Below are 26,247 nucleotides of genomic sequence, written 5' to 3'. Positions count from 1 at the left end.
GCCCCGCCGTCTTCATCGACGGTCCGCGCCTGCTCCGTGCACCGCTCGCCGGCCTCTACCTCGGGGCGTACCGGCTCTTCGTCGGAGCCGCCCTCGCCCAGGTTCCGATCTTCGGATCCAACTGTGCGATCCGGCGCACGACGTGGGACCAGATCGCCGAGGCGGTGCACCGCGAGGATGCGGAACTGCACGACGATCTGGACGTCTCGGCCCATCTGGGTCTCCACCGACGCGTGCGCTACGACCGGTCGCTCGGGATGGGGATCTCGATGCGCCCGTTCACCGATGCCGGTTCACTCGCACTCCGGATGCGTCGGGGCTGGACCACCCTGCGTGTGCACTGGCCGGAGGAGCTGCCCGCCGTCCGGTGGCTCCAGCGCGGCACACGACTGCGCACCGGTTCACCGGGCTCGCTTCGTCGCTGACGAGTGATGCCCCGGGCGGCGGCCGACGAGACGGCACTGCCCGGTCGACCGTTACGCGCCGGACCCCGTCGCCACCACGCTGGTGGTCGCGATCGACAGACGGCTCGGGGTGGTCGACTGAACGCGGACCCAGTCGTCACCCGCCCGCCGCACGGCGCCGGCCTCAGCGAACGCCTCCAGCCAACCGGTCATCGGCCAGGTTCCCCACCGGTCGGCGAACCGCGCGCCGTTGCGGAGGATGTCGTCGAAGTGCTGCCAGGGCGGGCGCTGCGTCTCGTGGTGCTGGTGGTAGGCGTGGGCGCCTCCGACCCACACGAGTGGCGTCCCCGCCGCGTTCAGGGCGAACGCGAAGTCGGTGTCCTCGCCGCCGTAGCCCTCGTAGCCCTCGTCGAAGCCTCCGGTCCGGGACCACGTCGACGCACTCGTCGCGAACGACAACGACCAGAACAGCGGGTACTCGTCCTCGGTGGCGACGCGCTCCGAGCCGTCGTCCGGGTTCGGTCTCGCCGCATGCGGTGCCGTCGCCGCCGCCAATGCGCGGCGGTCGGTGACATCCACGCCGGGCTGCAGGTAGGTCACCGGTCCGCAGAGGATGGCCCCCGGATGGCGAGCTGACGCTTCGCGGTACCGGTCGAGCAGCGCGGGTCCGGGGACGCAGTCCGCGTCGAGGAACACGATGAGGTCGGCGCCGCGCTCGACGGCCAGCGCGGCGCCGGCGTTCCGACCCGCCGCGAGACGCAGCCCGTCCGGCCCAGGTGGGAGGTGGACCGTCAGTTCCGCATCGAGAGCCGGTGGTGCGTCGTCACCGATCCACACGACGAGTCGCTCCACCACGTCGCCCGACGTCGGCTTGAACGCCCCGACGGCCTCGAGCTGCCGTTCGAGGTGCCCGAGTCGTGGGAGCGAGCACAGGGTCACGATCGACATCCTCATCGCCCACCCCCTGCAGGATCGCCGGCCGCGACCGCCTCGATCGCCTCAGCTGCCCGTCGGGCGGCGCCCGCCACCTGCCAACGAGACCAGTCGGGCTGGAACCCCGAGGCCCGGTCGAGGATGCCCGTCCAGTCCGCGGCGTCGGGCCAGGACGCCCGCACGACCGCCAGCTCGTTGGCCTCGAGTGCACGTGCGGTGGACACCTGCTCGTCGAACGGGCGCTCCTGTGGGACCACGACGGCCGTGACGCCGGCCGCCGCGAGATCGGCGATCGCGTTCTGACCGGCCCACGACACCACCACCTCCGCCCGGCAGAGCGCGTCCCACGGGTCGTCGGCCCAGACGGACCCGGCACCGGTGCCGAGTGAGGTCCAATCGCGACCGCTGGCGCGTACGGCTTCCTCCACGGCATCCCGCGACACCGTGGAACCCCCGGCACCGGCGAGGAGGAGCACCCCGCTGCGCCCGGCTTCCGCGGACGTCCGCTCGCGTCCCTCGAAGCGACTGATGCCGCCGGTGTACACCACCTTGTCCTGCACGGGACGCAAGTGCTCCAGCTGCAGCACACCGTGAGGCCATGGGGCGATGATCGTCGACGCGGCACGGAATGCAAGCGCGTGCGGCTCGTCGTCGCGGTGGCCCGGCTGTGCCATGACGACGGTGGGGACACCGAGCAGGCGTGCGAGGAGCACCACCTCGACGGAGACGTCCACCACCATCGCGTCCATCTGCTGCTGCGCGAGAGCGGCGGCGATGGTCGCAAGACGAGCACGGTGACCGGCATGGCCGAGTGGCGCCCAGTGCAGCAGCCCCTTCGCGGTCGGATCGCAGTCGTCCGGGCGAGACGCGCCGTCCGGCACGTCGTCGTCCCGGTCGAGCACCACCCAGGAACAGTTCGAGGGGAGTCCCACCGGCTCGGGGAACGAGCTGAAGCAGACGATGTCGGCGTCGAGGTGGGGTGCGACGGCGAGCAGACGCGTGACGTGCCCCCGTCCGTGGTGATGCACGTACCAACCGATGCGGGGCCTCACGAGCTGAACTCGTCGACGCGACCGGAACCGAGCACGGGCGAGTCGCCGAGGAGCGCTGCGAAGTGCTCCTCGAGCCGGCCCACCCTGGCGTCGAGCGAGAACCGGGCGAGGGCGGATGCCCGGATCGAGGCGCGGAACCCCCGGTCGAGCTCCGACTGCCGGATCAACCCGTCCACGCGGTCCGCCATGGCCGCCAGGTCTCCTGGTGCGACGACCTGCATACCGACGCTCGCCTGGGCGATCTCGGGCACGCCGCCGACGGCGAAGCTGACCACCGGGGTCCCGGTCATCAGCGCCTCCGGCGCGACGAGACCGAACGGCTCGGCCCATGCCGGCGTCGAGACCGCTGCCGCGCTCCGCCCCACGAGCGTGGCGAGCCGTGTCGGGTCGAGCGGCCCGACATGACGGACATCACGTCCCAGCAGCGGCGACAGCACGCGCTCGGCGTACACCGGATCGCCCACGCGACCGGCGATGACGAGCCGGCGGCCCAGTCGGCGGGCGACGTCGACGGCGAGGTGCGGGGCCTTCTCCGCGACGACCCGTCCGAACCACACGAGGTCGTCACCGCCTCGGCCGGCCCGCCAGGCATCCGGATCGATGCCGTTCAGCAGCACCTCGGACTCGACACCGGCCGTCGCCCAGGTGCGCTTCGTGAACTCGCTCACCGCCAGGAACCGGCTGCCGTCGGAACCGGCCCGGTTCGCGGCAGCGGCGACTGCCTCGTCGACCGGCGTGTGCAGGGTGGTGATCATCGGGACGCCCAGCTCAGGCGCGAGTTCCACCGGGAGTGCGTCCAGGCAGTGGTTGGACACGACGTCGTATCGCCCTGGCCGAGCGGCGATCGCTTCGAGCGCGCGACGCAATGCCGGGACGGATCGTGTCAGGTGGCCCGGGGGATACCGCTCGTCGTCGGGGGAGGACCAGCGTGGCCACCGCAACTCCGGCAGTTCGAAGACGCTGCCGCGCTCGACGAAGTCGGACCCGCGGACGCCGATGAACGTCACCTCGTGGCCTCGTGCGCGAAGCGCGGTGACCTCCGACCACACGGCGGATTCGAGCCCGCCGGCGTGTGGACGACGGATGGGGAAGCGCAGCGGGGCGATGACGACGACGCGCAGTCGTGGACAGGCCGTCACGAGGCGCGCTCGGCGATGACTCGGCGGTACAGCTCGGCGTGCGCTGCTGCACCGACGGCGTCGTCGACGACGCGACGGGCACGGCGATCAGCGACGGTCGCGCCCCGACCGGCCGAACCGGCTCGGGACGCGCCATCCGCTTCGAGGAGCTCGCCGACGGCACGCTCGAGTGACGCTCCGTCCCCGAGGTCGTACGCGGAGACCGTGTCGTCGGGATGCTGCTCGAGGTACGCTCCGATCCCGGACGGGACGGCGACGGACACGCCGAGATCCCAGCAGAGTTCGAGCCAACCCGAGTGCGTGCCGTGCCGGTACGGAAGGAGACAGACGTCCAGGCGGCTGAGTGCGATGGCGAGTCCGAGGTCGTCGAGACGCTCGTGCTCGATGAGCAGCGCGGCTTCCGATCTGCCGACAAGCCGTCGGACGGCGTCGCGGGCCTCCGGATCGCGGACCACGTGGTGCATCCGGATCTCTGCGACGACGTCCGCTCCACGGCGACGCAGGCGTTCGACCGCGTCGATGAGGGTGGTGACGGCACCGACCGCATCGACATTGGGGCGCAGGTCCTTCAGGTGGACGCCGACCCGCGTCTCCGCCGACGGCAACACGAGCGGAACCGTGACGTCATCCGACAGGAGCGACGGGTGCGGGATGACGACGGCGTCGCGGCCCCAATGTTCCCGGATGCCGGCGGCGGCGCCAGGAGTCAGGGTGATCAGGGCGTCCGCTCCACGGACGAGCTCGTCGAGCTGCGCCTCGTATGCCCCCTGGTACTCCAGCTGCGGGTGCTCGAGGTCGTGCACCGTGTAGACGACCGACCAGCCGACCTCGTGCGCGGCCTCGAGGCACGCGGTCACGTGTCCGGGTGGGAACGACTCCGTGCCGAAGTGGATGTGCAGGAGATCGGCATCGGCGGCGTGGTCGCGGATCCAGCTCGGATCGAGGGCAACGGGGGGCCACCAGACGCCCGATGGCGCTCCCTCGACCGGCGGATCGTCCAGGACGTCGATCTCGGGTGAGGCGGAGACCCGGCCGACGTAGGGGTGCGCGGCCGGGATCGAGACGACACGGATCGGGCGAGACGCCGGGTCGGCGACTCGAGCGGTGGCGTGCGGCGTCGCGGTCGACTGCATGGCGGGATCCCCTGTACGGATGCGGGCGCGAGACGCGCGGACGGGTCGGCGCGATGCGCGCGCCGTCCTCCGAACATAGGTCCGATGACGAGAGTGCCCGCGACCCTTGACGCAGGCCCCCCACTGCACCACCATGACGCAGGTGATCGCAGCCCCACCCCGTCTTCTCATGGTCGGCCCACAGCACCACGGCGTCGTCCAGTACGCGATCGACGTCGCCGACGCCGTGGTCGCCACGGACCCTCGCGCGGAACGGGTGTACGCCCCGACCCCGTCCGACGCCGTGCACCTGCTCGACGGCGTGGACCGTGCACACGTCCACGTCACCGACCGCCTCTTCGGCCGGTCGCCCGAGGAGGCGGCGGACGCCGTCGAGCGCCTCGCAGACGTCACCGAGTTGACGGTCACCCTCCACGACATCCCGCAGACCTCGGACGGCAGGATGCTGGACCGCCGCATCGCCGCCTACGCACGGTTCATCGCAGCCGCCCACGCGACGGCCGTCAACAGCCGGCACGAGCAGGCGCTCGCTGAAGAGTTCCTCGGCGTCAGTGCCGCGACCGTTCCGCACGCCATTCCGCTCGGCTCCCGGATCGGGACGGCGGCGGTCACGGCCGACGATGCATCGCTGACGGGAACGGCCCGCCCACTCACCGTCCTCATCGCCGGATTCATCTACCCAGGTAAAGGTCATTCGTCGGCGATCCAGGCGGCTTCGCGTGCGACGGAGGATCTCCGTGCCACCGGTCACCAGGTCGCCGACGTCGTCGTCCGAGCCATCGGCGGCCCCTCGGCCGGGCATGAAGCGGACGTGCTCGCCCTCGAAACGGAAGCGCGCGCCGTCGGTGTCTCGTTCGAAGTCACCGGGTATCTCGGCGATGCGGCGTTCGCCGCGCAGATCTCGCTTCCTGGCATCCCGCTCGCCGCTCACGGTCATGTCTCCGCGTCACGCTCGATGCTCGACTGGGTCGAGGCAGGCCGCCGGCCGCTCGTCGTCGACTCGCGCTATGCAGCGGAGATGGAGCAACTGCGCCCGGAGACGATGGTCCGGTACGACCCGTCGACGCTGCACGCCGAGTTGGCCGCGGCCTGGCTGGACCCCTCGCGGACGCGCCTGCCCGCCGGTCGCAGCCTCCGCCCGGCGCTGCCGGACACCGCGAGCGCGTACCTCGACTGGTGGTCCGGACAATGACGCTCGCCGTGCCGATCGGGCACCGCGGTGGTGGGGTCAGCTTCGGACATCGGTCGCCCCCGAGTGCTCGGTGACCGGGACCTGCGCCTGCTGCAGGTGTGCGGTCGCATTCGCCGCTCGCGCCTTCCACGCCCGTCCGTCGTGGACGAGGTGGGTGAAGGACGCGTTCGGCGTCGGACGGAGAGCGGCCTCCTCCAGGACGCGACGCTCGTCCCACCCCTCGCAGATGTAGCGGAAGAGCGATATGACGGCGTCGTGACAGACCACCAGGGCCCGCGTGCGGTCGGTGTGCCGGTCCAGGTCGCCGATGAACGAGCGGAGGCGGAGGGCCACGTCCGTCCAGGCCTCACCTCCTGGCGGTCGATAGTAGAACTTGCCGAGGAACCGTCGTCGAGCGGCCTCTTCCGGGAACTCGGCGTCGACGCCGATCGAGGTGAAGGTGTCGAGGATACCGAGTTCGCGATCACGCAGCCGCTCGTCGACGACAGGACGAAGCTCATCGGCGTCGAGCGCTGCGGCTCGAAGGGCGACCACGGCCGTCTCGTGCGCTCGCCGATAGGGCGAACTGAACACGATGTCCGGCCGGTCGGCGGGCGTGAGGGCCGCGAGACGTCTCCCCACCGCAGCCGCCTGCTCGAGCCCGAGTGCTGAGAGCGGGACGTCGGCGTCACGGCTCGGAACGGCGATGCGGTGGGATTCCGAGCGATCGGCTTCGAGTGCGGCGACGTTCCCGGCGCTCTCACCGTGGCGGACGAGGATCAGTTCCGTGATGGCCATGGATCCACGGTAGCCAGCACGATTCGGCGGCCGCAGACCTTGACGAGTCGATGATCCTCCATGAAGCGACGCCGGCCGCCGACCGCTCGCCGGTGGTGGCACAGCTCGATGATTGCGACAAACCGACGATGCCCGGGCCGTGACGGAGTCCTATCGTTCGACCATGTCGTCACCCACCGCAGTTCGATCGCCGCAACCGTCAGCATGGGCGCCCATGGCGATCACCGCCTTCAGGGTGCTGTGGTTCGCCCAGCTGGGGAGCAACATCGGCACCTGGATGCAGACCGTGGGAGCCCAGTGGGTCTTGGTCGAGGCCGCCGCCGGCGCAGCGGTCATCGCCCTCGTGCAGACCGCGAGCCTCGCGCCCGCCATCCTGGTCGCCCTGCCAGCAGGCGTCCTCGCGGACTCACTCGACCGGCGACGGCTGCTCATCTGGGGATCGGCGGCGAGTGCGGTCCTCGCAGCCGCGCTCACCGTCGTGGCGGCGGTCGGTGCGCTGACGCCGTGGACGATCCTGGCCTTCACCTTCCTGCTCGGCATCACCTCCACCCTGACCTCACCCGCATGGCAGGCGATCCAGCCAGAGCTCGTGCCCCGCAACCTGATCGCGGCGTCGTCGGCGCTCGGCGGTGTCACCGTGAACGGAGCCCGTGCGGTCGGTCCGGCCCTGGCCGGTGTCGTCCTGTCGGCCTTCGGTGCTCCCGTCGTGTTCGGTCTCAACGCGCTGAGCTTCGTCGTGGCCGTGATCGCCCTCGTCTGGTGGAAGCGACCCTCGCAGACCGGTCTCGACGACCGCGAGCCGTTCGGGGCAGCGTTGCGAGCGGGGGTCCGGTACGTCGTTTCCGCGCACCTCGTCCGCCGGATCCTGCTGCGTTCCGCACTCTTCGCGCTGCCTGCCAGTGCCCTCTGGGCGCTGCTGCCCCTCACGGCGAAGCGCCTCCACCTCGACTCGAGCGGATACGGTCTCCTGCTCGGTGCTCTCGGTGTCGGTGCCGTGCTGGGCATCTTCGCCCTGCCGCTCGCTCGGCGTCGGTTCTCCGACAACACCGTCATCGCCGGGAGTGCGGTGCTCTTCGCCGCCGGGTCGCTCGCAGCGGCGTTCCTGCCCTTCGCGCCGACCCTGCTGCTGCTCGTGTTCGCGGGGCTGGCCTGGATCGGTACCCTCACGGTGCTGAACGCCGCGCTGCAGCTCACCCTGCCGCAGTGGGTGCGGTCCCGCGGAGCCTCGATCTACATCCTCGTCTTCATGGGCGCGATGGCCATCGGCTCGATCGGCTGGGGCGTGGCGGCGCAGGGACTCGGCACGCCGCTCGCGTACAGCGCTTCGGCCGTCCTGCTCCTGCTGGTGGCGGCCAGTGTTCGGGTGCTGCCCCTGCTCCCCGGAACCGGAACCGTCGACCGCAGCATCTCCATGTCCTGGCCCACACCCACGCTGGTGTTCGAGCCGCAGCCGACCGACGGGCCGGTCCTCGTGCAGATCTCCTACACGGTCCATCCCGACTCGCTCGCCGCGTTCCAGACAGCCATGGGTCGTGTCGAGTCCTCTCGTCGCCGGACCGGCGCCTCGAGATGGGCCCTGTACCGGAGTGGCGAGGAGTCCGACCTGCAGTTGGAGACCTTCATGGTGCCGTCGTGGGGCGAGTTCCGACGACAGGAGACGCAGCGTCTGACCGGCCGCGACCGCGATATCCGCGCTGCAGCACTGGCCCACGCCGACGGTGCACCCGTCGAACGACACTTCTTCCCGAGCGATGCCCGCCGAACCGGGCCCGCCAGGCCGGAACGGCCTGATCTCGCGGAGTGAGTCGCCACCGTGGAGAGGGAACACATCGGGCGACGAGCAAGTGATGTGGGCGATACCGGACTCGAACCGATGACCTCTTCCGTGTGAAGGAAGCGCGCTACCAACTGCGCCAATCGCCCGCAGGTCGTCCGCACCGGAGAGGTGCCGAACAGCCGCGAGTCACGATACTAGCCGATGGCGGGGGACGAACGCACATCCGCAACGCTGTCGACCCAGTACGCGCGCCGGTTTGAACATCGGTCCCGGTTTCGGCTAGAGTCGTTCGAGCACGCAGTGATGCGGGCAATGCGGATGTGGCGCAGTGGTAGCGCATCACCTTGCCAAGGTGAGGGTCGCGAGTTCGAATCTCGTCATCCGCTCGAGTGTCAGTGGTGTTGTTCCGGCAGGAGCCCTACTCGACAGTGTGTTCGGTCACACATGGTGGCGTGGCCGAGAGGCTAGGCAGCGGCCTGCAAAGCCGTCCACACGGGTTCGAATCCCGTCGCCACCTCACCTCAGCAAGACAGTTCCACCAGCAACATCCCGGCGTCGTGTTCACACACGCCACCCGGGCGATTGGCGCAGCGGTAGCGCGCTTCCCTGACACGGAAGAGGTCACTGGTTCGATCCCAGTATCGCCCACCACAGAAAGCCCCCGGACCCCCGGGGGCTTTCGTCGTTCGAGCACATGCAGGCAACGCAGGGGGACCATGCTTCAGCGAGTCATGGCGGAGACCACCGGGCCGCAGCGGCGCTCGTCGCCATCGCGCGACGGACGTGTGGCATGAGCCGCATCGGCGATTGGTGGCGGTCGAGCAACGCGAAACCGCGACGGCATCCCACGGACCCGGGCCACGCCGCCGTCCCGTACCCGGCGCTCAGCCGGTCGGACCGGGTGGCGTTCGCCCAGTGCGAGCAGTACCTCCACCGTGAGATCGTCGAGGCCAGAGCGTGGGGACGACAGGTCGCCAGCCGCGGTGACACGCCCGACACCAACGGTTGGCTCATCATGCCCGGTCGGACGCACTCCTCCCTGATGGACGACTCGAGAGGCATGGGGGCGATGCCGGCGGTGATGGACTCCGTTGTCCAGTGGCTCGCGGACGCCGGGGCGATCGGCCCACTCTCGGAACACACACGGCGGGCCATCGCGGTTTCGAACGCCAAGGAACGACTCCGCGATTACCCGGAGTACCACCCTGACGGCGACGGTCGGCGCACCTGGGACGACGACGTCTGGGAGGTGGAGCCGATTCGGATGCTCCAGATCTACCCGCACCTCGCCGATGCGAACGACGACTGGAGCCAGCAGGCGCGCCGGTGAGTGGCTCCACCCACGTACCGTCCCACCGCCTGGCCGACGCGCCGAGGAAGATGGAATTTCAGCCCGATTTTCCGCGGAACATCAAGGGTTGGGCCGACTCGCCCGCGCCGAGGTGTCAACGAGCGCCCTCAACATCGGCTAGAGTTTCCAAGCACCCGGAAACGGGATGTAATGCGGATGTGGCGCAGTGGTAGCGCATCACCTTGCCAAGGTGAGGGTCGCGAGTTCGAATCTCGTCATCCGCTCGAGTGTCAGTGAGAACGTGCAAGCGTTCCGCTCGACAGTGTGTTTCATCACACGTGGTGGCGTGGCCGAGAGGCTAGGCAGCGGCCTGCAAAGCCGTCCACACGGGTTCGAATCCCGTCGCCACCTCGCTGGCAACACCACTCACCTGGGCGATTGGCGCAGCGGTAGCGCGCTTCCCTGACACGGAAGAGGTCACTGGTTCGATCCCAGTATCGCCCACAGGAACACGAAGGGCCCGAGCGAACAGCTCGGGCCCTTCGTCGTTCCACAGACCAACTCTTGCGCAGACCACCCGTCGCACACCCCTAACGTCCGCTCAGACGGAGAGAGGCGCCCGCTCCCGGCGACGCAGGACCTCCGCGACGCCCCACACGATGAGGCCTTGGCCAGCGGCGTACGTCGCCATGATGATCTCGTCAGCCGCCCAGATCGTCACTGCAGGCACGAAGCGGTCGAGCCCGATCAACGAGTCGGAGACCAGGAACAGCGCACCGCCGACGGCGATCGTCGGCGTCGTCATCGTGGAAGACGCCGCCATGGCCCCGATCACGACGGCATAGAGGACGACCGCCGGATACAGCGCCCCCATGTCCTGCTGACTGAGGAGCGCGATGCCGGCGACGAGCCACGCCAGGTACACGAGCGCCCAGACCGGCGGGCGGTTCCTGGTGCGCAGATGCCGCACGAAGAGCACGACGTAACCGGCCTGCGCGAGCATGAAAAACAGGATCCCCACGCCGAACGCGAGTTCGCCCGGAACCATGAGGGCGACGTCGCCCAGCCAGCTGCAGAGGATCGCGACGAGCGCCGTGACCGCAGCGACCGAAAGCCGTCGGACCGACCACACGAGCGCCAGCGCGAGGACCAGCATGATGAACGGTTTGGTGAGGAGCGACAGCCATTCCTGACCGGATGCGAGGGCGATGATGTGCACGAGTGCGACCACGGGCAGCGCGGCGAACAGCGCCGTCGCAGCCCCGCCCCTCTGCACAGCCGTCATCAGCGCCACCCCCGTCACGTCGTAGGCCTTCACTCTAGCGATGCGACCGAGCACGAACCATGGCCGCCGACCGACGGCAGCGTCTCCTCGTCGTGGACGACGATAGGCTTGCACGGCCAAGGTTTCACCTGAGAAAGAGAGATCATCCGTGAGTGACGGGTTCGCACTGTTCACCGACCGATCCGTGGTCGCCATGCGCGTCAACGGCGAACTGAAGGACCTCGCCGCCACGGTGACGGAGACGGACACCGTCGAGCCGGTGCACCTCGACTCGCCCGACGGTCTCAACATCCTCCGGCACTCCGCAGCCCACGTGCTCGCGCAGGCCGTGCAGCAGGTCGACCCGCACGCGAACCTCGGCATCGGCCCGCCGGTCACCGACGGCTTCTACTACGACTTCGACGTCGCCGCACCGTTCACGCCTGAGGCGCTCAAGGTGCTGCAGAAGACGATGGACCGCATCATCCGCCAGGGCCAGCGCTTCGTGCGACGCGTCGTCACCGAGGACGAGGCTCGCGCAGAACTCGCGGGGGAGCCCTACAAGCTCGAACTGATCGGCCTCAAGGGCGGATCGGCAGCCGACGACGAGAACGTCGAGGTGGGCGGCGCGGAGCTGACCATCTACGACAACGTCGACCCGAAGACAGGGGAGACGGTCTGGAAGGACCTCTGCCGCGGTCCACACCTGCCGAACACGCGCATGATCGGCAACGGCTGGGCCCTGACGCGCCTCGCCGCGGCGTACTGGCGGGGGAGCGAGAAGAACCCGCAGCTGCAGCGGATCTACGGCACCGCTTGGGCGACCAAGGACGAGCTGCGCGCGTACCAGACGCGGATCGAGGAGGCTGCCAAGCGCGACCACCGCAAGCTCGGTGCCGAGCTCGATCTCTTCAGCTTCCCCGAAGAGATCGGCTCGGGTCTCGCGGTGTTCCACCCCAAGGGCGGCATCATCCGCAACGAGATCGAGAACTACATGCGCGAGCGCCTGCTCGCTTCCGGCTACGAGCTGGTGAACACCCCGCACATCACGAAGGGGCACCTGTTCGAGGTCAGCCAGCACCTGGCCTGGTACAAGGACGGCATGTTCCCGGCGATGCACCTCGACCAGGAGGTCGACGCCGACGGCCACGTCACCCGTCAGGGCCAGGACTACTACCTGAAGCCCATGAACTGCCCGATGCACAACCTGATCTATCGGGCTCGAGGGCGCAGCTACCGCGAACTGCCGCTGCGTCTCGCCGAGTTCGGCACGGTCTACCGGTACGAGAAGAGCGGCACCCTCTCCGGGCTCACGCGCGTCCGTGGCCTCACGCAGGACGACGCCCACATCTACGTCACCGACGACCAGGTCAAGGACGAGGTCGGCCGCCAGCTGCAGTTCGTCCTTGAGACCCTCCGCGGCTACGGTCTCGACGACTTCTACCTGGAGCTCTCGACGAAGGACCCCGACAAGTACGTCGGCACCGACGAGGTCTGGGACGAAGCGACCGAGACCCTCCGCCAGGTGGCGGTCGAGTCCGGTCTCGAGCTCGTCCTCGACCCCGCCGGCGCAGCCTTCTACGGTCCGAAGATCTCGGTGCAGGCGCGCGACGCGATCGGTCGGACGTGGCAGCTGTCCACCGTGCAGCTCGACTTCAACCTGCCCGAGTTGTTCGAGCTGGAGTACACGGCTGCTGACGGCACGCGCAAGCGTCCGGCGATGATCCACCGCGCACTCCTCGGCTCGATCGAGCGCTTCTTCGCGATCCTGCTCGAGCACTACGCGGGTGCCTTCCCGGTGTGGCTCGCCCCTGTTCAGGTCGTCGGCATCCCCGTCTCCGAGCAGTACGAGGAGTTCCTCGGCGGAGTCGTCGCCGAGCTGCGCTCGTCCGGGGTCCGGGCAGAACTCGACGCCTCCGACGATCGGATGCAGAAGAAGATCCGCAACCACACCAAGGCGAAGACCCCGCTGCAACTGATCGTCGGCGAGGAGGACCAGGCCAACGGCGCGGTGAGCTTCCGATTCCGCGACGGCACCCAGGAGAACGGTGTCCCTGTCGCCGACGCTGTGCGCCGGATCCGCGCCGCCATCGCCGCGAAACTGCAGGTGAACACCGCAGCGGATCTGCCGGCATGACCCCGGGCACCGAACCGGAGTCGTTCGAGTCGATCGACACCTCCCACCTGGTGGGCGTCCCGGACGCGTTCCAGCGTCTCTGGACGCCCCACCGGATGGTCTACATCAAGCAGGGCCAGCCATCCGACGACGGTTGTCCGTTCTGCATCGCGCCGACGCTCGACGACGAGTCAGCGCTCATCGTGCATCGGGGCGAGCACGCCTTCGTGCTGCTGAACCTCTTCCCGTACAACTCCGGGCACCTGCTCGTCTGCCCGTACCGCCACGTCGCGATGTACGACGACGCGACGACGGAGGAGGTCGCCGAGATCGGCGCCCTGACGCAGACGGCGATGCGGGTCGTCCGGTCCGTCTCGAGGAACGACGGCTTCAACCTCGGGATGAACCAGGGTGCCGTGGCCGGCGCCGGGATCGCGGCGCACCTGCACCAGCACATCGTGCCGCGCTGGGCGACGGACGCCAACTTCTTCCCGATCATCGCCCAGACCAAAGCGCTCCCGCAGCTGCTCGGCGATGTCCGACAGGCGATCGCGGACGCCTGGCCGACCTCGGCCTGATCCGTCGGGGCCGGTCCATCTGGACCGGTCCACCCAAGTCCAATTTCCGGCCTGTGGACGGAGCACCGTCAGGCCACCCGCCGGTACGCTCGCCATCATGACCGAGAGCAGCACGACCACTGGACAGCACGGCTCGAACCGCGTGAAGCGCGGACTCGCGGAGATGCTCAAGGGCGGCGTCATCATGGACGTCGTCACCGCCGAGCAGGCCCGTATCGCGGAGGACGCCGGGGCCGTCGCCGTGATGGCCCTCGAGCGCGTCCCGGCGGACATCCGGTCCCAGGGCGGCGTGGCTCGGATGAGCGATCCTGACCTCATCGAATCCATCATCGCCGAGGTGTCCATCCCCGTCATGGCGAAGGCTCGCATCGGACACTTCGTCGAAGCCCAGGTCCTCCAGGCGCTCGACGTCGACTACATCGACGAGTCCGAGGTCCTGAGCCCGGCCGACTACGTGAACCACATCGACAAGTGGGGCTTCGACGTCCCGTTCGTGTGCGGTGCCACCAACCTGGGAGAGGCGCTGCGGCGTATCAACGAGGGTGCCGCGATGATCCGCTCGAAGGGCGAGGCCGGCACCGGCGACGTGTCCGAGGCGACGAAGCACATCCGCAAGATCCGCTCCGAGATCGCGCACCTGTCGTCGATGTCGAAGGACGAGCTGTACGTCGCGGCGAAGGAGCTCCAGGCCCCGTACGACCTCGTCGTGGAGATCGCCGAGACCGGCAAGCTCCCGGTCGTGTTGTTCACCGCCGGGGGTGTGGCGACGCCGGCCGACGCCGCGATGATGATGCAGCTGGGTGCCGACGGCGTGTTCGTCGGATCCGGCATCTTCAAGTCCGGCAACCCGGCTCAGCGGGCGGCAGCCGTCGTCAAGGCGACGACCTTCTTCGACGACCCTCAGGTCATCGCCGAGGTGTCCCGTGGTCTCGGTGAGGCGATGGTCGGCATCAACGTCGCCGACCTCGCGGCACCGCACCGCCTCGCTGAGCGTGGCTGGTAGCCCCGCGTCCGCCCTGAACCAGGTGACGTCGTGACCGGGTCGGCGCGCGTCGGCGTCCTCGCCCTGCAAGGGGACTTCCGCGAGCATGCGGCCGTCCTCACCGGCCTCGGGGCGGACGTCAGCCTCATCAGGCGTCCCTCGGAACTGACCGGCATCGACGGACTGGTCCTCCCCGGCGGGGAGTCGAGCGTGATGGACAAGCTCGCTCGCTCCTTCGACCTCGCCGGACCGTTACGCGAAGCGATCACCGCCGGGTTGCCCGTGTACGGCACCTGCGCCGGACTCATCCTCCTGGCCGACCGGATCCTCGACGGGATCGCCGGCCAGCAGAGTCTCGGCGGGCTCGACGTCTCGGTCCGGCGCAACGCCTTCGGTTCGCAGCTCGACTCCTTCGAGACGGACCTGTCGATCCCGGTCCTCGGCGCCCCGCCCGTGCACGCCGTGTTCATCCGCGCACCGGTGGTCGAAGCCGCCGGACCGGCGGTGACACCCCTCGCCTCGCTGCCCGACGGTCGGATGGTCGCCGTCGAGCAGGGGAACCTCCTCGGCACGTCCTTCCACCCCGAGGTCACCGGCGACACCCGTTTCCACGCCTACTTCCTCGACAAGGTCGAGCGTTCCCGCTGAAGCAGTGCTGCTCGCTCCCGCCGCCCATCCCGGCGTGATCGCGAGTTCCGGGCCGCTGGCCTAGACTGGTCAGGTTCTTTTCACGCAGTTAGGGAGCACATGTCCGGACACTCCAAGTGGGCGACGACCAAGCACAAGAAGGCGGTCATCGACGGCCGTCGCGCGAAGTCGTTCGCCAAGCTCATCAAGAACATCGAGGTCGCGGCCAAGATGGGCGGCGCAGACCTCGCGGGCAACCCGACGCTGCAGGACGCCATCCAGAAGGCGAAGAAGACCTCGGTCCCGAACGACAACATCGACCGCGCCGTCAAGCGCGGTGCCGGCCTCACCGGTGAGGTCGTCGACTACACCACGATCATGTACGAGGGCTACGGTCCGAACGGCGTCGCCCTGCTCGTCGAGTGCCTCACCGACAACAAGAACCGTGCAGCAGCCGATGTCCGGACGCTGATGTCCCGCAACGGCGGCACCATGGCCGACCCGGGCTCCGTCGCCTACAACTTCCAGCGCAAGGGCCTCATCGTCGTCCAGGCCGAGGGGACCACCGAGGACGACGTCCTCGGCGCCGTCCTCGATGCGGGCGCAGAAGAGGTGAACACCGAGGGCGAGACCTTCGAGGTCGTCACCGAGCCGAGCGACATGGTCGCGACCCGGACCGCCCTGCAAGAGGCCGGTATCGACTACGACTCCGCCGACGTCGCCTTCGTCCCGAACCTCAAGGTCGAGATCGACGCCGACACGGCGCGCAAGGTCTTCAAGCTGATCGACGCCCTCGAGGACAACGACGACGTCCAGAACATCTACAGCAACTTCGACCTCACCCCCGAGGTGCAGGCCGAACTGGAGGCCGACGACGAGTAGTCCGGCACGCGTGCCGAGCGAAGCTCGTTCGAACGGATGTACGACACTCCGCCCTCGCGGAGTGCTCGGCGCATCGCCCGCGCTTAGGGTCGGAACATGACTCTGCGCGTCCTCGGCATCGATCCCGGCCTGACCCGATGCGGGGTGGGGGTCGTCGACGTCCTGCCGGGACGGCAGGCCACGATGGTCGAGTACGGCGTCATCCGGACGGACGCGCACGCCCCGCTCGAGCAGCGACTCCTCATGATCGCGCAGGGCATCGCCGAGGCGATCGAGCGCACCTCGCCGACCGCGATGGCCGTCGAGCGGGTGTTCGCGCAACACAACGTCCGGACCGTCATGGGCACCGCTCAGGCGAGTGGGCTCGCCCTGCACGCTGCGGCCGCGAACGGGATCCCCGTCGGCCTGCACACCCCGAGCGAGGTCAAGGCCGCGGTGACCGGATACGGCCGGGCGGACAAGCTCCAGGTGCAGACCATGGTCGCGCGGATCCTCGGTCTCGACGAACTCCCGAAGCCCGCTGACGCCGCTGATGCGCTCGCGCTCGCGATCTGCCACGCCTGGCGACCAGTCGTGTCGACTGCGGCGACACCCGTCGGCGCACCTCCGCAGGGGAGTGGAGCACTCACCCCGGCCCAGCGTGCGTGGGCGGCTGCGGAACGCGGCGGCGCTCCGCGCGAGGCGGCCGTCCGGGCCCGGGCAGCGCGGAGCCCTAGGCTGGAAGCATGATCTCCTCCCTCCGCGGCACCGTCCTGAGCGCGGTCGGCAACCTCGTCGTGATCGAGGTGGGCGGCGTCGGATTCGCCGTCCAGGTCACGCCGGCCCATGCCCTCTCACTCCGGGTCGGCACCGAAGCACTCCTCTCGACGACACTGATCGTGCGGGAGGACTCGCTCTCCCTGTTCGGGTTCCGATCCGCCGAGGAGCTGTCCGTGTTCGAGCTCCTGGTGAGCGTCACCGGGGTCGGCCCGAAGTCGGCACTCGGCGTCCTGGAGGCGCTGACGCCGGAGCAGATCGCCGCCGCCATCTCCGCGGACGACGACGCCCCGTTCCGGAAGGTCTCCGGGATCGGGCCGAAGACGGCGAAGCTCATCACCGTCTCGCTCGCCGGAAAGCTCCGCGTCACCAGGACGACGCCTGAAGCTCCGGCGACCACCGTGAACGCGGCAGCGATCGCCGATCAGGTCGTGACGGCGCTCATCGGGCTCGGTTGGCCGGAGAAGACGGCGACGCAGGCGGTCGTCGAGGCCTCCGCCTCCGCGAGTGCGGACGACCTCTCGACCGTGCCGTCGCTCATTCGCCTGGCCCTCGGCAGACTCGGCCCGGCGCACGCCGGAGGCCGTACCTCGTGACGGACGCTCCAGAAGACCTCACCAATCCAGCCGCCGAGTCCGATGCGGAACTGGCGTTCGAGGGGGCGCTCCGTCCGCGGTCGCTCTCCGAGTTCGTCGGACAGTCCAAGGCGCGCGGTCAGTTGCAACTCCTGATCACGGCCGCCGGGATGCAGAACCGCACCCCCGACCACATCCTGCTGGCCGGCCCACCTGGGCTCGGCAAGACGACCCTCGCGATGATCGTCGCGCACGAGACGGGGAAACCGCTCCGGCTCACGAGCGGTCCGGCCATCCAGCACGCCGGCGACCTCGCCGCGGTCTTGTCGTCGCTGACCCCGGGTGAGGTCCTCTTCATCGACGAGATCCACCGCATGGCCCGCCCTGCGGAGGAGATGTTGTACCTCGCCATGGAGGACTTCCGCATCGACATCATGGTGGGCAAGGGTGCCGGCGCGACGAGCATCCCCCTCGAGCTGGCGCCGTTCACCCTGGTCGGGGCGACCACCCGGTCCGGCCTGCTGCCGAACCCGCTCCGCGACCGCTTCGGGTTCACCGCCCACCTCGAGTTCTACGACGAGCCGGAACTGCAGCAGGTGCTGCACCGCACCGCCGACATGCTCGGGCTCGACATCGACGGTCGGGCCGTCGCCGAGATCGCCGGACGCTGTCGGGGTACGCCGCGCATCGCCAACCGACTCCTCCGCCGGGTCAGGGACTACGCGCTCGTACACGGTGGCCGCGCGGATCTGGAGACCGTGCGTGCCGCTCTCGAGCTCTACGACGTCGACGCCCTCGGTCTCGACCGACTCGACCGGTCGGTCATGGAAGGCATGCTCGACCGCTTCGCCGGAGGCCCGGTCGGGCTCAGCACACTCGCGGTCTCGGTCGGCGAGGAAGCGGAGACGATCGAGTCCGTCGTCGAGCCGTTCCTCGTCCGGATCGGCCTCATCACGCGCACGCCACGGGGCCGCGTGGCGACGCCGGCCGCCTGGCGGCACTTCGGCAGAACACCTTCTCAGCATGGCTCGACCCTCGATGGCCTATAATTTCCCTTTGGCGGTGCGTTCCCAACGTCTCCCGCCCTCAATCTCCTCTGGAAGGTTCCCATCGTGGATGCAATGACCCTCGTCCTGTTCGGCCTCGCCGGCGTCATGATCGTGTTCATGATGGTGAGCAACAACAAGCGGAAGAAGCAAGCCGCGGTGACGGAGCAGAAGCTCGTCCCCGGCGCCGAGGTGCTCACCGGCTTCGGTGTCTACGGCACCCTCATCTCGATGGACCGCGACTCCCGCAAGGCCGATGTCGAGATCGCCCCCGGCGTCATCGTCACCATCGACCCCCGCTACGCGGGTGCGGTCGTCGCACCGACGGTCGCCGAGACCGCCGAGGAGGCCCCCGTCGTCGAGTCGATCCCCGACGACGCCTCCTCGCTCGACCTCTCCAAGCCCGAATTCGGCCAGCGCGTCGAGGACACCTCGAAGCCGCAGAAGAGCGACGACTAGTCCCAACCCCTTCCCGGGTGGTGGCCGTCGTGCCACCGCCGGCAGAGAAAGCTGAGTTCCGAGTTTGGCAAAGTCGACTCCGGTCAAGAAAGCGTGGCGTTCGCTCACCTGGCTTGGCGTAATCCTCATCGGTTTGTTCGCGATCAACGCGGCCGGGGTCCTCTGGGGGAACAGCTCATGGGCGCCCAAGCTGGCCCTCGACCTCGAGGGCGGCACCCAGATCATCCTCGCGCCGAAGCTGGAGTCCGGCCAGACGGTCTCCAACGAGCAGCTGAACCAGGCCGTGGCGATCATCCGCCAGCGCGTCGACGCGTCCGGCGTGTCGGAGGCGGAGATCACGACGCAGGGTCAGAACGTCGTCGTCTCGATCCCGGGAACCCCCGACGAAGCGACGCTGAACCGCATCGAGAGCTCCGCGAAGCTCGAGTTCCGTCCGGTCCTCACCTCGCAGCAGCTGACTCCCGGTCAGCCGTCCAACACCTTCATCGGTGAGGACGGCGCCTCGACCCCGTATCCGACGCCGGATCCGGGCCTCGAGAGCACGCCGACCGCGTCGCCGACGAACGCGAGCGACCTGTCGCAGGTGACGCCCGCGCTGTACGCCGCCTTCCAGGCCTACGACTGCGCCGCGAACGCGGACTCGCTCGACGCCACCGCAGCGCCCGCTGCCGAGCCGCTCATCACGTGCGACGTCGACGGCACCTTCAAGTACGTCCTCGGCCCGGTCGAGGTGTCCGGAGAAGACCTGTCCGACGCGAGTGCCGGCATCAAGACGACGTCGTCGGGTGCCAGCACGGGCGAGTGGGCGGTGTACCCGGTCTTCAACGAGAAGGGCACCGCGCTCTTCGCCGACGTCACCGGCCGCCTGACCTCGCTGCAGAGCCCGCAGAACCAGTTCGCGATCGTGCTCGACGGCAACGTCATCTCCGCTCCGCAGTCGCTCGCCGTCATCTCGGACGGCAAGCCCGAGATCAGTGGCTCCTTCACGGAGGAATCCGCCAAGACCCTCGCCGACCAGCTCAAGTTCGGCGCCCTGCCGATCAGCTTCGTCGTGCAGAGCCAGGACACCATCTCGGCGACCCTCGGTTCGACGCAGCTGGAGAGCGGCCTCATCGCCGGTCTGATCGGGCTCATCCTGGTCGTCATCTACACGCTGTTCCAGTACCGGCTCCTCGGCACCGTGACCATCGCCTCGCTCGTCGCGGCAGCGGTGCTCACCTATGTGGTGATCCTGCTGATGTCCTGGCGTCAGGGCTTCCGGCTCTCCCTTGCCGGGATAGCCAGGTCTCATCGTCGCGATCGGTTTCACCGCGGACTCGTTCATCGTGTACTTCGAACGCATCAAGGACGAACTCCGCGACGGCCGCGGTCTGGAGTCCGCCGTCGAAGCCGGCTGGAAGCGCGCGAAGCGCACCATCTACGCGGCGAAGGGTGTCAACCTCCTGTCCGCCGTGGTGCTGTACGTCCTCGCGATCGGCAACGTCCGCGGCTTCGCCCTCACCCTCGGCGTGACCACGATCATCGACGTCATCGTCGTGCTGCTGTTCACCCACCCGATGATGCAGCTCCTCGGCCAGACGAAGCTCTTCAACAGCGGCAAGCCGTTCACCGGTCTCGACCCGTCGGCGCTCGGCGCCATCTACCGTGGTCGCGCAGAGTTCCGGAAGCCCGTCTCGGTGCCTGGCGCCAAGGCCGCGTCCAGCAGCCGTGAGGCGGCCAAGCGCCAGACGATCGCCGAGCGCAAGCAGGCGGCCCTCGTCGGAGGCGGCTCCGACACCAGAGCAGACGATCTGCCGACCGATGGGAAGGACTCCTGATGGGTGCGTTCGCACGGTTCGGAAACGAGCTCTACACCGGGAAGCGCTCCTACGACTTCGTCGGCAAGCGCAAGATCTGGTACACGATCGCCATCGTCGCGGTCGTCCTCTCCGTGTTGATCCCGGTCGTCAAGGGCGGATTCAACTTCGGCATCGAGTTCCGCGGTGGTTCGCAGTTCCAGATCGCCGACGTCAAGAGCACCGATCAGACGCTGGCCGAAGACGCGGTCGCGTCCGTCGTCAGCGGCGCGACCACCCACGTCACCGTCGTGGGCGGCAACTCGGTCCGCGTGCAGACCGACCAGCTGAAGAACGACAAGGTCACCCAGCAGGTGTCGGCAGCCTTGGCCGAGGCCTACGGCGTCGAACAGTCCGACATCACGAGTTCGTTCATCGGCCCGTCATGGGGTCAGGACGTCTCCAAGCAGGCGATCGTCGGCCTCATCGTGTTCCTCGTGCTCGCGGCGATCCTCATGGCCCTGTACTTCCGCACCTGGAAGATGTCCGCGGCCGCGCTGCTCTCCCTCATGCACGACCTCATCATCACGGCCGGCGTCTACGCCGCGACGGGCTGGGAGATCACGCCGGCCGCCATGATCGGCTTCCTCACCATCCTCGGCTTCTCGCTGTACGACACCGTCGTGGTGTTCGACAAGATCCGCGAGAACACGACGCTCGACGCCGACGGCGCGGCCCGGACATTCGGGGAGTCGGTCAACCTCGCGGTCAACCAGACCCTGGTGCGCTCGATCAACACCGGCGTCGTGGCGGCGCTCCCGGTCGCGGCGATCCTGTTCTTCGGTGCCTTCGTCCTCGGTGCCGACACGCTGCGCGACATCTCGCTCGCCCTGCTCGTCGGTATCCTCGTCGGCACGTACTCGACGATCTTCGTCGCCGCACCGCTCTACGCGAACTTCCGGCACAACGAGCCCCGCATCGCCAAGCACGACAAGCGCGTGCTGCAGGCGCGCGAGCGCGCTCAGACCTCGGATGACGCCGAGGGCGAACGCACGGAAGCAGACGCGCCGCTGGCGCGTTGACCCTGACAGCGACCGACAACCGCGTGCACGAGCGCAGGGAGGCCTGAGATGGCGGACACCACGACATCCTCGACGGCCTCCCTGCGCCGTCTCGTCCCACGGATCTTCTCGAAGGCACAGCCGGCCGGCGCCGTCGACACCCTGATGCGGACGGTGCGGCAGCACCATCCCAAGGCCGACCTGGCGCTCATCGAACGTGCGTACACGGTCGCCGAGCGGGCCCACTCCGGCCAGAAGCGCCAGAGCGGCGAGCCGTACATCACGCACCCGGTCGCCGTCTCCCAGATCCTGGCCGACCTCGGCATCGGACCGAAGACGATCGTCGCGGCCCTCCTCCACGACACCGTCGAGGACACCGACTACTCACTCGACCAACTCCACGCCGACTTCGGCGACGAGGTCGCCATGCTCGTCGACGGCGTCACGAAGCTCGACAAGGTCAAGTACGGCGACAGCGCCCAGGCCGAGACGGTCCGGAAGATGATCGTCGCGATGTCGAAGGACATCCGCGTCCTCATCATCAAGCTCGCCGACCGTCTGCACAACGCCCGGACCTGGGGATTCGTCCCGGCCGAGAAGGCGGCGAAGAAGGCCACGGAGACCCTCGAGATCTACGCACCACTCGCACACCGCCTCGGGATCCAGGCGATCAAGTGGGAGCTCGAAGACCTGTCCTTCGCCGTGCTGTACCCGAAGCTCTACGCCGAGATCGAATCGCTCGTCAAGCAGCGGACACCGCAGCGCGAGGAGTACGTGCAGCACGTCATCGACGCGGTGAACGAGGATCTCAAGGCGCAGAAGATCCGCGGCAAGGTCGCCGGTCGCCCGAAGCAGTACTACTCGATCTACCAGAAGATGGTCGTCCGAGGCCGCGAGTTCGACGACATCTACGACCTCGTCGGCATCCGCGTCCTCGTCAACTCGCTGCGCGACTGCTACGCGGTCCTCGGGTCGATCCACGCACGGTGGACCCCCGTCCCAGGGCGCTTCAAGGACTACATCGCCACGCCGAAGTTCAACCTGTACCAGTCGCTGCACACCACCGTCGTCGGACCGGGCGGGAAGCCCGTCGAGATCCAGATCCGCACGAACGAGATGCACCAGCGGGCCGAGTTCGGTGTCGCCGCGCACTGGAAGTACAAGGAGCGGATGAACAGCGGGAAGACCGCGTCCTCCGCCGAGCCCGACAGCTCGATGGCCTGGCTCGCGCACATCTCCGACTGGCAGGCGGAGACGGCGGACCCGGGGGAGTTCCTCGACTCGTTGCGCTTCGAGATCGGCGCGAAGGAGGTCTACGTCTTCACCCCGAAGGGGCGTGTCGTCGGCCTGCCCGCCGGCGCGACGCCGGTGGACTTCGCCTACGCCGTCCACACGGAGGTCGGCCACCGGACGATGGGCGCCCGGGTCAACGGGCGGCTCGTGCCGCTGGAGAGTTCGCTCAACACCGGCGACGTGGTGGAGGTCTTCACCTCGAAGAACCCCGACTCCGGTCCGAGCCAGGACTGGTTGAACTTCGTCAAGAGCCCACGGGCGCGGAACAAGATCCGCCAGTGGTTCACGAAGGAGCGACGCGACGAGGCCATCGAGCAGGGCCGTGACGCGATCGCGCGGGCGATGCGCAAGCAGAACCTGCCGCTCCAGAAGCTCATGAACCAGGACTCGTTCGCCGAGGTCGCAGCGCAACTGCGCTACGAGGACGTCACGGCACTCTACGCGGCCGTCGGCGAGGGCCACGTCTCGACGCAGTCCGTGCTCGAGAAGGTCGTCGCGCTCCTGCAGAAGGACGCCGACAGCGAGCACGCCGAGTACACCGTCCCGGTCCGCGGGAGCCGCCGTGAGCGGCTGCAGAACAGCGACTCCGGGGTCCTCGTGCTCGGTGCTCCCGACATCCTGGTCAAGCTCGCGAAGTGCTGCACCCCGGTGCCGGGTGATGAGATCGTCGGGTTCGTCACGCGGGGCTCCGGCGTCTCCGTCCACCGTTCGGACTGCCACAACGTCCAAGGCCTCCTGCAGGAGCCCGAGCGCATGATCGATGTGGAGTGGGCGCCGTCGTCGAAGAGCGTGTTCCTCGTCCAGATCCAGGTCGAGGCACTCGATCGAGCCGGACTGTTGTCGGATGTGACGCGGGTGCTGTCCGAGTACCACGTCAACATCCTGTCGGCGACGGTGAACACCTCGAGCGACCGCCTGGCCATCAGCCGCTTCGTGTTCGAGATGGGCGACACCACCCACCTCGACCGGGTGCTGAACGCGGTCCGGCGGATCGACACCGTGTACGACGTCTACCGGGTCAACGGCGGCTGAGCGGGAGCGACCAGGAGGCCAGTTCGCTCCGAGTCGGCTCGAGGCTGGGGAGCATCACCTCGGTCGCACTCGACACGACACGGACGATCCGTGTGCCGCCGAGGACCCGCGGGACGGAGCGGACCCATGCGACGACCGCCTCAGGGCTGGTGAGCCCGAGCAGGAAGTAGTTGCGGATCGTCGACATGGCCTCCTCCGCATCGGCCCCGGTGCGCCGTGCCAGATCCGCGACCGTGCGCGTGGGGGTCGTGACCCGCAGTGCCCCGCACCGCTCGCTGTCGTCCGCGCGGAGTGATACCTGACGCAGACGCAACCGGGGCGAACGCGCGCTTCGCCGTTCCATCGACACGAAGCCCGTGTGGATCCTCGGTGCGATGAGCGCCGCGCCGTGCAGCCAGGCGGCACTCGTCTCGGCGATGACCGCCCCGGCCAGCCCGGGCAGCTGTTCGAGGACCGCCGCGCGCAGCCTGACGGTGTCGGGTTCGTCGACGCTGCAGTAGCCGTCTTCGAAGGCGAAGAGCTCGCCGTCGAGCCGCGCGGCGGCGAGCTCGGCGACGGAGAGCTCAGGTGGCTGGAGGTAGGCGGGGAGGCGGCTCGTGGAGGCCGAAGGATCCGTCGCGCAGCCTGGCTCGATGGGGGAGGACGTCTGGAGTGCCGTGGACATACGACGATCCTCCTGCAGCCGTCCGGCAGCAGGAGGATCGTCGACGGATCTGTGGAGAACCGCGACCGTCACGCGGTTGGTGGAGCGGATCCGCCTAGCGGATCGCCCCGAGCCACGCCTTGCGTGCATCCAGCGCCTCGATGGCCGCGGTGAGCCGGTCGGCGTCACCGGACGCTCGTGCCGCCTCGACCTCGTCCTCGAGCTTGGCGATGGCATCGGCGAGCTGGCTCGCGAGCCCCTCGGTGCGAGCCTTCGTCTCGGGGTTGTTGCGCTTCCAGTGCTCGTCCTCGAGCTGCTTGACGTGGGTCTCGATCTTGCGGAGACGGTCTTCGACGACGCGGACCTGCTCGCGCGGGACCTTGCCGATCTCGTCCCACCGACGCTGGATGTCGGTGAGCGCCTTGCGCGCCGAGTCCCGGTTCGTGTCGGCCAGGATCGGCTCGGCATCCGCCAACACCGCGAGCTTCAGATCCAGGTTGCCCTGGAACTCCTCGTTGTCGCGCGCGTCGATCTTGGCCTTGGCGCCGTAGATCGCGTCGCCCGCGGCCTTGAACTTCGCCCAGAGTGCGTCGTCCTGGCGCTTCCCGGCACGCGGGGAGGCCTTCCACTCGTCGAGCAGGCTGCGGTAGGCGGGGATGCCCTCGGCGCCCTTGGCGATGAGGGCCTCGGCGCGCTCGACGAGCTTCTGCTTGATCGCGCGTGCTTCCTTGTGGACCGAGTCCAGCTCCGTGTAGAACGCACGACGGTGCTGCTCGATCGTCGCGCGCGCCGTCCGGAACCGCTTCCAGAGGTCGTTGGCGTCGTTCTTCGCGAGACGAGGTCCGTCGTGCTGCTGGCGCTGCCACTCGGCGAAGAGTTCGTCGAGTCGCGCCGAGGTCTGCTTCCACTGCACCCGTGCCGGATCCTGCTGCGCGAGCTGTTCGGCTTCCTCGACGATCGCGAGACGCGCACGTGCCGCTTCCTCGAGGGCTGCCTTGGTCTCCTGGCTCTGCGCCTCGGTCAGCTCGCTCACGGTGCCGTCGAGCGCCGCGAGGCGGGTCAGGAGCGCCTGGAGGTTGCCGACCGCGTTGGCGGACTCGACCTGCTTGGTGATCGACTTCACAGCCTTCGCGACGTCCGTCGCCGGTGCACCGCGCTTCGCGCGCTGCTCGAGGAGCGTCACCTGTCCGGCGAGGTCCGTGAACTTGCGCTCGAAGTACGCGAGCGCCTCCTCCTTGGAACCGTCGGGGTACTGTCCGACCGCTCGTTCACCGTCGGCCTCACGGACGTAGACGGTGCCGTCGTCGTCGACACGACCCCACGGTTCGATCTCTGGACTGGTCACGCGCATCACCCTTGCTGTGTGTTGACCGCCGTTCGTGGCGATCGTGATCGATCCACAAGCCTATTACCCCGAGTCCTGCTCGGGGCGACCGCTTGCGCCGGTCGGTTCCGTCTGG

Annotated in this window: 22 protein-coding genes, 7 tRNA genes and 2 pseudogenes; 22 read left to right on the top strand and 9 right to left on the bottom strand. The window is 68.8% G+C overall.

Annotated features, from left to right (window positions below; translation table 11 throughout):
* Positions 1-425: pseudogene (locus ACZZZB_RS20035) on the top strand (glycosyltransferase family 2 protein); the annotation flags it as partial.
* A 51-nt stretch (positions 426-476) separates the two neighbouring features.
* On the opposite strand, the gene ACZZZB_RS20030 reads toward ACZZZB_RS20035, so the two are convergent.
* Genes ACZZZB_RS20030 through ACZZZB_RS20015 form a run of 4 tightly spaced genes read right to left on the bottom strand, consistent with a single transcriptional unit; the run spans position 477 to position 4,661 of the window.
* A complete protein-coding gene (locus tag ACZZZB_RS20030) occupies positions 477-1,352 on the bottom strand; it encodes a glycosyltransferase family 2 protein (RefSeq protein WP_463530537.1) in 876 nt (291 codons plus the stop codon).
* Between the two features lie 2 nt (positions 1,353-1,354).
* On the bottom strand, positions 1,355-2,389 hold the full coding sequence (locus ACZZZB_RS20025; protein WP_463530536.1) for a glycosyltransferase: 1,035 nt from the start codon (positions 2,387-2,389) through the stop codon (positions 1,355-1,357).
* Positions 2,386-3,528, bottom strand: a complete 1,143-nt coding sequence (locus ACZZZB_RS20020; RefSeq protein ID WP_463530535.1) for a glycosyltransferase — start codon at positions 3,526-3,528, stop codon at positions 2,386-2,388. The genes ACZZZB_RS20025 and ACZZZB_RS20020 overlap by 4 nt, the downstream gene beginning before the upstream one ends.
* Entirely contained in the window at positions 3,525-4,661 is a 1,137-nt protein-coding gene (locus ACZZZB_RS20015) for a glycosyltransferase family protein (RefSeq protein WP_463530534.1), read from the bottom strand. Before ACZZZB_RS20015 ends, ACZZZB_RS20020 begins: the two co-directional genes overlap by 4 nt.
* A 106-nt stretch (positions 4,662-4,767) precedes the next feature.
* Between ACZZZB_RS20015 and ACZZZB_RS20010 the strand changes: the two genes are divergently transcribed.
* Entirely contained in the window at positions 4,768-5,853 is a 1,086-nt protein-coding gene (locus ACZZZB_RS20010; RefSeq protein WP_463530533.1) for a hypothetical protein, read from the top strand.
* 36 nt (positions 5,854-5,889) lie between these two features.
* Here the strand turns inward: ACZZZB_RS20010 and ACZZZB_RS20005 are convergent, their stop codons facing one another.
* The gene (locus ACZZZB_RS20005) at positions 5,890-6,630 is read right to left on the bottom strand and encodes a histidine phosphatase family protein (RefSeq protein WP_086473310.1); all 741 of its coding nucleotides are present in this window, start codon (positions 6,628-6,630) and stop codon (positions 5,890-5,892) included.
* A gap of 163 nt (positions 6,631-6,793) precedes the next feature.
* On the opposite strand from ACZZZB_RS20005, the gene ACZZZB_RS20000 reads away from it, so the two are divergent.
* Positions 6,794-8,434, top strand: a complete 1,641-nt coding sequence (locus ACZZZB_RS20000) for an MFS transporter (protein WP_463530532.1) — start codon at positions 6,794-6,796, stop codon at positions 8,432-8,434.
* A gap of 46 nt (positions 8,435-8,480) precedes the next feature.
* Here the strand turns inward: ACZZZB_RS20000 and ACZZZB_RS19995 are convergent.
* Positions 8,481-8,553: transfer RNA gene (locus tag ACZZZB_RS19995), tRNA-Val, on the bottom strand.
* 168 nt (positions 8,554-8,721) lie between these two features.
* Between ACZZZB_RS19995 and ACZZZB_RS19990 the strand changes: the two genes are divergently transcribed.
* From ACZZZB_RS19990 to ACZZZB_RS19960, 7 genes are all read left to right on the top strand, one after another.
* Positions 8,722-8,793: transfer RNA gene (locus tag ACZZZB_RS19990), tRNA-Gly, on the top strand.
* Between the two features lie 60 nt (positions 8,794-8,853).
* Positions 8,854-8,924: transfer RNA gene (locus ACZZZB_RS19985), tRNA-Cys, on the top strand.
* A gap of 59 nt (positions 8,925-8,983) precedes the next feature.
* Positions 8,984-9,058: transfer RNA gene (locus ACZZZB_RS19980), tRNA-Val, on the top strand.
* 139 nt (positions 9,059-9,197) lie between these two features.
* On the top strand, positions 9,198-9,737 hold the full coding sequence (locus tag ACZZZB_RS19975; RefSeq protein ID WP_463530531.1) for a hypothetical protein: 540 nt from the start codon (positions 9,198-9,200) through the stop codon (positions 9,735-9,737).
* A 173-nt stretch (positions 9,738-9,910) separates the two neighbouring features.
* A tRNA-Gly gene (locus ACZZZB_RS19970) sits at positions 9,911-9,982 on the top strand.
* 56 nt (positions 9,983-10,038) lie between these two features.
* Positions 10,039-10,109: transfer RNA gene (locus ACZZZB_RS19965), tRNA-Cys, on the top strand.
* Between the two features lie 21 nt (positions 10,110-10,130).
* Positions 10,131-10,202: transfer RNA gene (locus ACZZZB_RS19960), tRNA-Val, on the top strand.
* Positions 10,203-10,299: 97 nt separating this feature from the next.
* Here ACZZZB_RS19960 and ACZZZB_RS19955 read toward each other — a convergent pair.
* The gene (locus ACZZZB_RS19955) at positions 10,300-10,983 is read right to left on the bottom strand and encodes a lysoplasmalogenase (protein ID WP_191941099.1); all 684 of its coding nucleotides are present in this window, start codon (positions 10,981-10,983) and stop codon (positions 10,300-10,302) included.
* 193 nt (positions 10,984-11,176) lie between these two features.
* Between ACZZZB_RS19955 and thrS the strand changes: the two genes are divergently transcribed.
* From thrS to ACZZZB_RS19895, 12 genes and pseudogenes are all read left to right on the top strand, one after another.
* A complete protein-coding gene (gene thrS / locus ACZZZB_RS19950) occupies positions 11,177-13,099 on the top strand; it encodes a threonine--tRNA ligase (protein ID WP_199862131.1) in 1,923 nt (640 codons plus the stop codon).
* Positions 13,096-13,656: an HIT family protein gene (locus ACZZZB_RS19945; RefSeq protein WP_079705911.1), complete on the top strand. Its 561-nt coding sequence runs from the start codon at positions 13,096-13,098 to the stop codon at positions 13,654-13,656. Before thrS ends, ACZZZB_RS19945 begins: the two co-directional genes overlap by 4 nt.
* Positions 13,657-13,753: 97 nt before the next feature.
* Entirely contained in the window at positions 13,754-14,659 is a 906-nt protein-coding gene (gene pdxS / locus ACZZZB_RS19940) for a pyridoxal 5'-phosphate synthase lyase subunit PdxS (protein ID WP_079705912.1), read from the top strand.
* 30 nt (positions 14,660-14,689) lie between these two features.
* Entirely contained in the window at positions 14,690-15,286 is a 597-nt protein-coding gene (gene pdxT / locus ACZZZB_RS19935; RefSeq protein WP_463530530.1) for a pyridoxal 5'-phosphate synthase glutaminase subunit PdxT, read from the top strand.
* Between the two features lie 99 nt (positions 15,287-15,385).
* Complete coding sequence (locus ACZZZB_RS19930; RefSeq protein WP_079705914.1) at positions 15,386-16,147, top strand: YebC/PmpR family DNA-binding transcriptional regulator; 762 nt, start codon at positions 15,386-15,388, stop codon at positions 16,145-16,147.
* A 96-nt stretch (positions 16,148-16,243) separates the two neighbouring features.
* The gene (gene ruvC, locus ACZZZB_RS19925; protein WP_064293815.1) at positions 16,244-16,876 is read left to right on the top strand and encodes a crossover junction endodeoxyribonuclease RuvC; all 633 of its coding nucleotides are present in this window, start codon (positions 16,244-16,246) and stop codon (positions 16,874-16,876) included.
* The gene (gene ruvA, locus ACZZZB_RS19920; RefSeq protein WP_064293816.1) at positions 16,873-17,499 is read left to right on the top strand and encodes a Holliday junction branch migration protein RuvA; all 627 of its coding nucleotides are present in this window, start codon (positions 16,873-16,875) and stop codon (positions 17,497-17,499) included. The genes ruvC and ruvA overlap by 4 nt, the downstream gene beginning before the upstream one ends.
* Positions 17,496-18,527: a Holliday junction branch migration DNA helicase RuvB gene (ruvB, locus tag ACZZZB_RS19915; RefSeq protein WP_071260128.1), complete on the top strand. Its 1,032-nt coding sequence runs from the start codon at positions 17,496-17,498 to the stop codon at positions 18,525-18,527. Before ruvA ends, ruvB begins: the two co-directional genes overlap by 4 nt.
* A gap of 72 nt (positions 18,528-18,599) precedes the next feature.
* The gene (locus ACZZZB_RS19910; protein WP_085510869.1) at positions 18,600-18,983 is read left to right on the top strand and encodes a preprotein translocase subunit YajC; all 384 of its coding nucleotides are present in this window, start codon (positions 18,600-18,602) and stop codon (positions 18,981-18,983) included.
* Positions 18,984-19,047: 64 nt separating this feature from the next.
* Positions 19,048-20,800 (top strand): annotated as a pseudogene (gene secD / locus ACZZZB_RS19905) (protein translocase subunit SecD).
* Complete coding sequence (secF, locus tag ACZZZB_RS19900; RefSeq protein WP_079705917.1) at positions 20,800-21,840, top strand: protein translocase subunit SecF; 1,041 nt, start codon at positions 20,800-20,802, stop codon at positions 21,838-21,840. Before secD ends, secF begins: the two are co-directional and overlap by 1 nt.
* A 48-nt stretch (positions 21,841-21,888) precedes the next feature.
* Positions 21,889-24,144 carry a RelA/SpoT family protein gene (locus ACZZZB_RS19895; protein WP_079705918.1) on the top strand — a complete coding sequence of 752 codons (2,256 nt, stop codon included), beginning with the start codon at positions 21,889-21,891 and terminating at the stop codon, positions 24,142-24,144.
* On the opposite strand, the gene ACZZZB_RS19890 is transcribed toward ACZZZB_RS19895, so the two are convergent.
* Positions 24,131-24,808 (bottom strand): hypothetical protein, encoded by a 678-nt coding sequence (locus ACZZZB_RS19890; RefSeq protein ID WP_463530529.1) that lies wholly within the window; start codon positions 24,806-24,808, stop codon positions 24,131-24,133. The two genes, ACZZZB_RS19895 and ACZZZB_RS19890, sit on opposite strands and share 14 nt — an antisense overlap.
* A gap of 94 nt (positions 24,809-24,902) precedes the next feature.
* Complete coding sequence (locus ACZZZB_RS19885) at positions 24,903-26,132, bottom strand: DUF349 domain-containing protein (protein WP_463530528.1); 1,230 nt, start codon at positions 26,130-26,132, stop codon at positions 24,903-24,905.
* Positions 26,133-26,247: the final 115 nt, after the last annotated feature.

This window comes from Plantibacter sp. AC185 (assembly GCF_979258065.1).
The sequence above is the reverse complement of the archived record's forward strand: the minus strand, read 5'-3'. Positions and strand labels throughout refer to the sequence as shown.